This is a genomic window from Candidatus Benthicola sp. (genome assembly GCF_058719085.1).
Genome location: NZ_JBZQEK010000066.1, coordinates 1 through 9,268, shown reverse-complemented (window position 1 = coordinate 9,268; position 9,268 = coordinate 1). Strand labels below are relative to the sequence as shown.

General features: G+C 67.3%; 8 protein-coding genes and 1 pseudogene. 1 reads left to right on the top strand and 8 read right to left on the bottom strand.

The window, feature by feature from the left end:
- Positions 1–306 precede the first annotated feature (306 nt).
- The 8 genes and pseudogenes from AC36XV_RS05380 to ccoN all read right to left on the bottom strand — a co-directional run bounded on the left by AC36XV_RS05380 (position 307) and on the right by ccoN (position 8,588).
- Positions 307–1,482 (bottom strand): PKD domain-containing protein, encoded by a 1,176-nt coding sequence (locus tag AC36XV_RS05380; protein WP_492202654.1) that lies wholly within the window; start codon positions 1,480–1,482, stop codon positions 307–309.
- Positions 1,483–1,701: 219 nt separating this feature from the next.
- Entirely contained in the window at positions 1,702–1,836 is a 135-nt protein-coding gene (ccoS, locus tag AC36XV_RS05375; protein WP_492202653.1) for a cbb3-type cytochrome oxidase assembly protein CcoS, read from the bottom strand.
- Positions 1,833–4,103 (bottom strand): heavy metal translocating P-type ATPase, encoded by a 2,271-nt coding sequence (locus AC36XV_RS05370; protein WP_492202655.1) that lies wholly within the window; start codon positions 4,101–4,103, stop codon positions 1,833–1,835. The genes ccoS and AC36XV_RS05370 overlap by 4 nt, the downstream gene beginning before the upstream one ends.
- Positions 4,104–4,105: 2 nt before the next feature.
- Entirely contained in the window at positions 4,106–4,261 is a 156-nt protein-coding gene (locus tag AC36XV_RS05365) for a hypothetical protein (protein ID WP_492202656.1), read from the bottom strand.
- Complete coding sequence (gene ccoG, locus AC36XV_RS05360) at positions 4,242–5,585, bottom strand: cytochrome c oxidase accessory protein CcoG (RefSeq protein ID WP_492202652.1); 1,344 nt, start codon at positions 5,583–5,585, stop codon at positions 4,242–4,244. The genes AC36XV_RS05365 and ccoG overlap by 20 nt, the downstream gene beginning before the upstream one ends.
- Before the next feature lie 52 nt (positions 5,586–5,637).
- Positions 5,638–6,222 (bottom strand): cbb3-type cytochrome c oxidase N-terminal domain-containing protein, encoded by a 585-nt coding sequence (locus AC36XV_RS05355; protein WP_492202651.1) that lies wholly within the window; start codon positions 6,220–6,222, stop codon positions 5,638–5,640.
- Positions 6,219–6,398, bottom strand: a complete 180-nt coding sequence (locus AC36XV_RS05350; RefSeq protein ID WP_492202650.1) for a cbb3-type cytochrome oxidase subunit 3 — start codon at positions 6,396–6,398, stop codon at positions 6,219–6,221. The genes AC36XV_RS05355 and AC36XV_RS05350 overlap by 4 nt, the downstream gene beginning before the upstream one ends.
- Positions 6,398–8,588, bottom strand: a pseudogene (gene ccoN, locus AC36XV_RS05345) (cytochrome-c oxidase, cbb3-type subunit I). The gene AC36XV_RS05350 and the pseudogene ccoN overlap by 1 nt, the downstream one beginning before the upstream one ends.
- A gap of 134 nt (positions 8,589–8,722) precedes the next feature.
- Here ccoN and AC36XV_RS05340 point away from each other — a divergent pair.
- On the top strand, positions 8,723–9,268 hold a 546-nt coding region (locus tag AC36XV_RS05340; protein WP_492202649.1), incomplete at its 3' end, for a sulfite exporter TauE/SafE family protein.

Genomic DNA, 9,268 nt, shown 5'->3' with positions numbered 1-9,268 from the left:
TAGGGCACCGTCTCTCCCCCTACCGTGATCCCCATCTCGACGATGTACCGGTTTCCGAAGTCAGACAGCCACTGGAAGAATCCCATCCGCTCCCCGTCGAATTCTGGTGGTTCTCAGCACGCCCCGGATGAAACGCGATCGGAGAACATAGGGAGGGAGCCCGGGGTCGTGCGAGTCATGGCGGCGCCGGACGTCGGCCGGAGCGGGTCCGCAGGAGCCACGGAATGTGCCCCGACGGGAGATCAGGTGGGGAAGCGCGCCGACCGCCCGGGCGTCGCCCGGGCGGCCAGTACACGCCGAATCAGGTCAGTTGTCCAGCGCGCCTTCGTCGATCCAGTCCTTCAGGTCCTGGATGATGTTGGTCCCGTGGGGAGCCCCCTGGTGACCGGATTCCAGCTTCGGGACGAGAAGGGCCGAGGGATCGGCCGAGTTGCCCGGAACGACCAGCGGACCGTTGTCTCCATCGGTGAGGACACTGGCGTAACTGTCGAGCCGCACGCCCGCGAACTGGTTCGTGGCGCCGTGGCACCCGGTGCAGTTCGTGTCGAAGTAGGGCTGAATGTCCGTGGCAAAGAAGACCGTCGGGGCGCTCACGGTGATGATCACGTCGTCCGTGGCCGTGGCCCCCTCGTCATCCGTCACGGTCAACGTCACGGTGTGCGCTCCCACGTCGAAGGTCACCGTCGGGTTCACGCCCGTCGCGATCTCGACCGAGTTCTCGCTCCACGAGTAGCTGGCGATCGTGCCGTCCGGATCCACGCTCGCGGAGCCGTCCAGGGCCACGTCCTCGTCCCCACTGCCGTCGGCGTCCGTGACCGTCTGGTCCGGGCCGGCGTCCGCGGTGGGCGGCACGTTACCGACGAAAGCCTCCACCGTGATCGTCACGTTGTCCGTGTCCGTGGCTCCGTCGTTGTCCGTGACGGTGAGAACGACCTCGGTCACGCCCACCAGAAAGGGCGTTCTCGGGCTCTGGCCGGCCGCGATCTGGTCTCCGTCCACGGTCCACGAGTAGTTGGCGATACTGCCATCCGGGTCGGCACTCCCAGACCCGTCGAGCTGGACGTCCACGAAACCGCTGCCGTCCGGATCCTGCACGGTCTGGTCGGGCCCGGCGTCGGCCACCGGCGGCTGGTTGGGCGTCACGCAACTCACGTTGAACTGCGTCGTCTCCGTCGCACCGGCGGTGACGGCCACCGTCCGGGGGTTGTCGCCGCCCACGGTGCAATTGAAGGCGACGTCGGTCAGGGCAACCTCCCTGTCGCCGGGTGTCTGGCTCGGGATGACCACTTGCGAGTTCGCGCCCACCGTGCCTGCGTCGCTCCCGTCGACGGTGATTCCATAGCTGTCATCGATCGCGTCACCCGTGGTGACCGTCGTGACACCGATCGAGCCCGTGGTCGGCGGCGACGGCTCATCATCGTCGCCGCAGGCACCGGCCACGAGCACCAGGGCCGCGAGCCCCAGTCCAAGCTTCAGATTCATCTACTTGCGTCTCCTGAGAGTTGGCTCTGCTGCACGATGTACGGATCCCGGAGTCCGACCGGTCTTTGAGAGCCCGTGATGTGCGTGGTGACCGTAGCCTCAGTGCGTCGGGTCCGGAGCGGAGTATGAGGTCGAACCACACGCCACGCAACATCACTCGACCCGCGGCCCGTCGGAGAGTCGCTGCGGGCGGGTGGATGGCGGTAGCCGTCGGGAGGATCAGTCCTGCAGCATCCGCTTCGGCGGATCATCCAGATCGTCGAACTGCCCATCGCGTGCCGCCTTGACGAACAGCACCGCGAAGATGCCTCCGAGGACCAGGGCGATCGGCAGCAGGAAGAAGATCGAGTTCACGGGCGGTCATCCTTCGTGGAAGCTTCGACACGAGACGAGCCCCAGATCACCATGGCGCTCGACGCCGGCATGAGTATCGCCGCCACGAGCGGATTGATCCACCCCGCAGCGGCCGCGCTCACCGCCAGGACGTTGTAAGCGATCGATCGTCTCTGATTGCTGCGGATCGCTCGCTCGCACCCGGCGGCCGCACGAAAGCCCGCGACGAGCGGTCTGAGCGACCACGTGGCGATCACGCCGTCCGCCACCAGCACGCTGCTCGCCGCCCCGGTTCCCATGGCCACGCCGACGTCCGCCGCGGCCAGCGCCGGACCGTCGTTCAATCCGTCTCCGGCAAACAGCACGCGGTGGCCCTCCCTTCTTGCCTCGAGCACCCAGGTGCGCTTCCCTGCCGGATCCACTTCGGCCCGGACGGACGACATGCCGGCCTCAGCGGCGATGCGCTCGGCGACCTCGACCCGGTCGCCGGTCAGCAGAACCACGTCCAGTCCCCGGGCCCGGAGATCACGCACGGCGTTCGCCGAGTCGGGCCTCACCGCATCGCCGAGACGAATGCGTCCGGCCTCACCGTCCGGACCCGAGAGGACGACCTCTCCAGGATCGCCGCCCTCGAGTCGCCATTCGATCCCGTCCACGCATCCGACCACGCCGCGCCCGGCGGTCTCCGTCACGTCCCGGCCCTCGGGAAGCGGGATGCCCCGGGCCACCGCCTCATCCACGATCGCACGGGCGATGGGATGGCCGCTGAACCGATCGAGGCCGGCCGCGATTCGAAGGGTGGCGTCCTCGGCTTCGACGACCCGGAGCTCGCCCCCGGTGACCGTGCCGGTCTTGTCGAGACCCACCGTATCCACGTCCGTCAGGTCCAGCAGCGCATCGGCGGACCGGAACATCAGGCCCCGGCGGGCCGCGGCCCCGAGCCCGGCCGCGGCAGACAACGGGCGGGACAGGGCGAGGGCACATGGACAGGCAACCACCAGCACCGCTACGCAGGCGGTCAACGCCGTGGCGGGGTCGCCCGCGGCCAGCCACCCGGTCACCGTCAGGGCCGCTGCGGTCAGCGTCGCGGCGGTGAACCATGGAGCGATCCGATCGGTGGTCGAGAGACGCACGGGTCGGTCCGCGGCGGACCGAAGCTCCGCCGCCATGCGCTGCACCGTCGTCTCGTCGCCCGCCCGCTCGACCCGCACCGTCAGCGCCCCCTCGACCAGCACGGTGCCGGAGACGACCTCGTCCCCTTCGCGGATCAGGGCCGGCTCGGCCTCTCCGGTGACGAGCGCCAGCTGGACCGTCGCCCGTCCCGATTCGACCACCCCGTCAGCGGCGAATTCTTCTCCCGCCCCGACGTCGATCCGGTCTCCGGGCCGCAGATGTTCCGCCGCGACGATCTCCACGCCGTCGCCCGCCCTGCGCCGCGCCGTGGCGGGCAGCGCCGCGGCCAGCGAGACGGCCGCCTCCGCCGCCCGTCGGCGTCCTCTGCCCTCGAGCATTCGACCGGCGAGGAGCAGCGCGACCAGCATGGCGAGCGAATCGAAGTAGGTGTCCGCGCCGACCACGGTCGAGATCAATCCGTGCACGTACAGCACCGCCACGGCCAGGGCGATCGGCAGGTCCATGTGAAGGACCCGGTTCCTCAGACCCTGGATGGCCCCGGAGAAGAACGGTTCCGCGCACCACAGGGCGACCGGGGTGGCAAGAAGCAGGGTCGCCCAGCGGAACAGGGCGGCGAAGCGCTCGTCCATCGGCGAGACCCAGCCGAGGTAGAGGGCGGCGGACAGCATCATGATGTTCAGGGCGGCGAAGACGGCCACTCCGAGTCGGATCATGAGACCGTGATCGGGCCTTCCCTCTTCGCCGAGCAGCCGGGGCCGGTAGCCGAGCGCAGCGATCTTCCCGGCCAGCGTGCCGAGATCCACCTCGTCCGGATCCCAGCGGACGCTCGCTCGCCCCGTGGCGTAGCTCACCATCGCCTCGTGGACGCCCGGGGTGGCCTGGAGCAGGTGCTCGGTGACCCAGACGCAGGAAGCACAGCGAAGCCCGTCGAGAACCAGCCGTACCTCCGCGACGCCGTCCTCGCCCAGGTGAAGCGGCACGGTGTCCCACCCCCCGCGGAGCGGTCCAGGACGCGGGGCGAACTCGGTTCGCTCGCTGTAGTAGCGATCCAGTCCGGCATCCCGAATGATCGCGGCCGCCATCTCGCAGCCATGGCAGCACCAGGTGTCCTCGGGGCCTTCGACTGGAGTTCCGCAGTGAGGACAGCGGGAAATGATCAGCGGCTCTCCGTCTGATACGTCGATACGACCTCGTCCCTGCCGGACACCGCGACGTAGATGAACACGGCGTTCATGACGACCACGATCAGCAGTCCGACGATGATCATGGTCGGCCACAGCAGGCGGTCGAACTTACGGACTCGAGTTTCCAATCTCCGCTCCGCTCTTGAACGTCGAACGCAGAACGACCCGGTCGTCGCCGCTGGACACGTTCACCTCGATCGGCGTCGTACGCTCCACCTCCGCCGAGGCCGGCATCCTCACGATCAGAGGCACGGTGCGCGATTCCGTCGACGGGATTTCCACCGGCTCCGCCAGTACCTCCGCGCCCTCCAGACCGGTCACGGTGACATCGTAGCGGGCCGGGATCTCGCTCGGGTCCTTGTTGAGGATCTGCAGGAGGAAGGTGTTCCTGACGGCTCCGTCCGCATCCACCGTGTACAGAGAACCGGGGGCCCGGTTGACCGACGCCTCGAAGGGAGGACGCTTGGCCACGAGAACGCCCCCCGTCACGACGATGGCGAGCAGGAGCGCACCGTAGACGAAGGTGCGCGGGCGCCAGCGGCGAGGCTTGCGGCCTTCCTCCTCGGCGATGGATCCGTACGCCACCAGCGTCGGGTGGCCGAGCCGCTCCATGACGCTGGTGCACGCGTCGATGCAGCGAGCGCACTGGATGCACTCCAGCTGGAAGCCATCGCGGATGTCGATGCCCTGGGGGCACACGGCCACGCACTTGTTGCAGTCGATGCAGCGCCCTTCCTGGGCCGCCTTCTTCCCCGCCTCTCTCGGTTCCCCGCGCTGGTGATCGTAGGTAACGATCAGAGATTCATCATCGGCGAGGGCGCTCTGGAAGCGGGCGTACGGGCAGAGATAGCTGCAGAACTGCTCGCGGAACCAGGTGAAGTCCCAGAACCAGAAGAGCGCGATGATGGCCGTGAGCGAATACTCCACCGGCCCCGCCTTCCCCGTCCACAACTCCCTGGCGCCGGCGAAGATGCTCATCATGGCCATGGCGAGGAACACCGATACGGCCAGGAACAGGGTCCACTTGACGCCCTTCCGCCACATCCGGTCGAACGTCCAGCCGGCCGCGTCCCGCCGCTTGCGGGTCAGCCGGTCGCCTTCGATCCACAGCTCGATCGGACGGATCCAGGACTCCAGGAAGACGGTCTGGGGGCAGGCGTAACCGCACCAGATCCTGCCGAATATGGCGGTGAAGAAGAAGAGCGAGAAGGCCAGAAACCAGAGGATGAGGAGCAGGATGACCGAGTCCGACGGGGTGAAGATCATCCCGAAGTGATAGAACCGCCGTGCCGGCAGATCGATGCGGAGGGCCGGGTGCCCATTGATGATGACCCAGGGAGCCGCGAGGAGCAGCAGGTGCAGGCCCAGGAACGTCCACCGACGGATCGTCGTGAACCGCCCCCGGATCGACTGCGGGTACACCCATTCCCGCGTGTGTGAGAAACCCAGCACGTCGGTCTATCCTTTACGGCGGCGAGGGATGCACCCGGGCCGTGAGCCCGTGTCAGCCCTCTTCGCCGATCTCGTCCCCGTGTTCCGCCTCGTCCGGCTCGTCCGCCCCTTCATCCCCGTCATCCGCGCCCCCGCCGACGAGCTCTTCGTTTCGGTGGAGAACGTAGGCCGCCACCTGGTTGACCTTCTCCGGTCCCAGGATCGGCTCCCAGGCGAGCATGCCCTTCTCCGTCACACCCTCCGCGATGATCCGGACCACCGTCTCCGGATCGCTCCCGTGGACCCACTCGTCGTCGTTCAGCGCCACACCGATTCCGCCCTGCATCTCGGCGCCGTGGCAGGGCACGCAGTTCTGCATGTAGATCGCCTCACCGGCCTCGACGGTCTCCGGAGTGATGGCGAACGCGGCGGCACCGGCCTCCGCGGGCCACCGGGCCTCCGCAGCCTGCATCTCGCGGGCCAGTCGGCCCTCCTGCGAGCGATCCGCGATGAAGTGGTAGTGAACGCCGTAGGCGACGGCCCAGATGATGGTGAACCACAGGAGGCCGAGCCACCAGTCGGGCAGGGGGTTGTCGTATTCCTCGATTCCGTCGGCCTCGTCCGCGTGGCCGAGGACCCGGTCGGTATCCTTGCTCAAACCTCGCCTCCCTCCTCGAAGGGGAGCATGGCGGCGTCCTGGAACTTCTGGCGGTTCGCCGGCCGGTACGCATACCAGACCCAGCCCAGGAAGCCTCCGATGAACAGAAAGGTCATGATCGTGGCCAGCCAGCCCAGGCCTATGGCCTGCGAAGCCTGCTCGATCAGCGGATTCATCAGTACTCGATCCCTTCCCGTTCGAAGACGGCGCGGCCATCGACGCCCAGCCGCTGCAGGTACGCGATCAGCGCGATGATGGACCGGTCCGGGTTGCTCTCGATGCCCGCATCCCGCAGCCGGGACACGATCTCGCCGCCCTGGGAGGCGAGGCTCTGTTCCACGCTGGCTATATCCTCGTCGCTGTACGGTGTTCCCGTACGCCTCAGGGCGACCATGGAGGCCCGAACATCATCGGCATCGATGCGGTCCTCCAGCAGCCACTCGTACGGTGGCATGACGCTTCCCGGCGACGTGCTGCGCGGATCGCGCATGTGCTCGTAGTGCCACGCGTCCGGGTACTTGCCACCCACGCGGTGCAGGTCGGGACCGATGCGTCGCGAGCCGAGCTGGAAGGGCCGGTCGTACTGATACTCCCACGCCCTCGACCAGGGGCCGTAGCGCAGGATCTCGGCCCGCATCGGTCGAACCCACTGCGAGTGGCAGAGATAGCATCCCTCCGAGACGTAGATGTCCCGTCCGGCCACCTCGAGCGCCGTGTAGGGCGTCACGTCCGGTGAGACCTCGGCCCCGGCGGGCGTGAACATCGGCACGATCTCCACGATCCCGCCGATGAGGATGGCGATCGTCGCCCACACGGTGAAGTTGAGCGCGTTGCCCTCGAACACCCGCCGGTGGAACTGACCGTACTTCTTCTCCGAACCGTGATTCGTATCGTCGGCCATCGGTGCCTCGCGATCAGGTGGCCGGAACGGACGCCGCGGCATCCGCCGGGACCGGCTCCGGTCCCCGCATGGTCTTGAACAGGTTGTAGGCGGCCATCAGGGCGCCGATGAAGTACAGGGTGCCGCCCAGCAGGCGCAGCCAGTAGAACGGCTCGAGCCGGTGCACGATGTCGATGAAGATCGGGTTGGCCAGCTGTCCGCCGTCCCCGATCGCGCGCCACTGGAGACCTTCCATCAGCCCGGCCGCCCACATGGCCACCGTGTACAGCACGATGCCTATGGTGGCGAGCCAGAAGTGCCGGGTGGCCATCGATGTGCTGAACAGCTTCCGGTCCCAGACCCTCGGAACGAGCCAGTACAGGACGGCGAAGGTCAGCATGCCGTTCCAGCCCAGCGCCCCGGAGTGGACGTGGCCGACCACCCAGTTGGTGAAGTGGGCCAGTCCGTTGACGGCCCGGATCGACATCATCGGGCCCTCGAAGGTGCTCATCCCGTAGAAGCTCACCCCCACGACCATGAACTTGAGCACCGGGTCCGTGCGCAGGCGGTGCCAGGCCCCACGCAGGGTGAGCAGGCCGTTCAGCATTCCGCCCCACGACGGCGCGAGCAGCATGATGCTGAACACCATGCCGAGCGTCTGCGCCCAATCGGGCAGCCCGGAATACAGCAGATGGTGCGGGCCCGCCCAGATATACAGGAAGATCAGGCCCCAGAAATGGATGATCGACAGGCGGTAGCTGTAGATCGGTCGCTCGGCCGCCTTCGGCAGGTAGTAGTACATCAGGCCGAGAAACGGCGTGGTGAGGAAGAAGCCCACCGCGTTGTGCCCGTACCACCACTGCACCAGCGCGTCGGTCATGCCCGAGTAGAGGGGGTACGAGCGCAGGAACGTGGCCGGAACGGCCAGGTTGTTGACGATGTGGAGCACGGCGATCGTGATGACGAACGACATGTAGAACCAGATCGCCACGTAGATGTGCTTCACCTTCCGAATGGCGATCGTTCCGAAGAAGTTGACCGCGAAGACGACCCAGATCAGGGTGACCGCCACGTCGATCGGCCAGATCAGCTCCGCGTACTCACGCGACTGCGTGAGGCCGAGCGGGAAGGTCAGGGCGGCCGACACGATGATCAGCTGCCATCCCCAGAAGTGGATCCTGGACAGCGTGTCGCTCCACATGCGCGTCTTCAACAAACGCTGCATCGAGTGGTAGATTCCTGTGAAGCAGATGTTGCCCGCGAAGGCGAAGATCACGGCGTTCGTGTGGAGAGGCCGGAGTCGTCCGAAGGTCGTCCAGGGAAGGCCCAGGTTCGCCGGCCACCAGGCCAGCTGCAGCGCGATCAGGACGCCCACCAGCATGCCCACCACGCCCCAGACGATCGTCGCGATCGCGAACTTCTTGACGATGTCATCGTCGTAGATCACGGTCGGGACGCCGACGCCCGCGGATGCGGATCGTTCCATGTGAATCCCCGCAGATTCTCTGGTTGAGCCCGTCGTGTCAGGCCGGTATTGTCATACGATCCTCAATAGGGGGCAAGTCCCGGATCGGACGCTGAACATCGTGACCGGGATCCGGACCATCCACGGGGTGTCTGATGATCGAGCTGATTGCCGGCGCGGGTGTAGCCGGTCTGGTGGGCAGCATTCATTGCATCGGGATGTGTGGATCGTTCGCCGTGGCGTGCGGAGGCACGGCCCGCGGATCCTTCTTCTGGCATGCCGGACGGCTGACGACCTACATGCTCCTCGGAGCCCTGGCGGGCACGTTCGGGCAGTCGCTTCCGGGGCCCGACTGGGTGGCCGGCGTCGTTTCCACCGTCCTGATCATCTATTTCGCGGCCGTGCTGGCCGGCCTGCTGCCCGAGCCGAAGTTCGCTCTGCCCGGCGTCCAGCGTGCCGCCTCCCGCCTCATCTCGCGCCCCGACGCCGGGGCCCGCTACCTGTTCGGCCTGGTGAACGGGCTGCTGCCGTGCGGCCTGGTCTACGCCACCCTGGCCGTGCCGGTGGCATTGGGAGATCCAGCCGCCGGCGCCGCGGCGATGCTCCTGTTCGGGCTCGGCACGGTGCCGGCGCTCGCCACCGTGACTTTCGGACTTCGCAAGATCGCCTTCCGGGACCTTCGGGTCCGGCGTGTGCTGGCG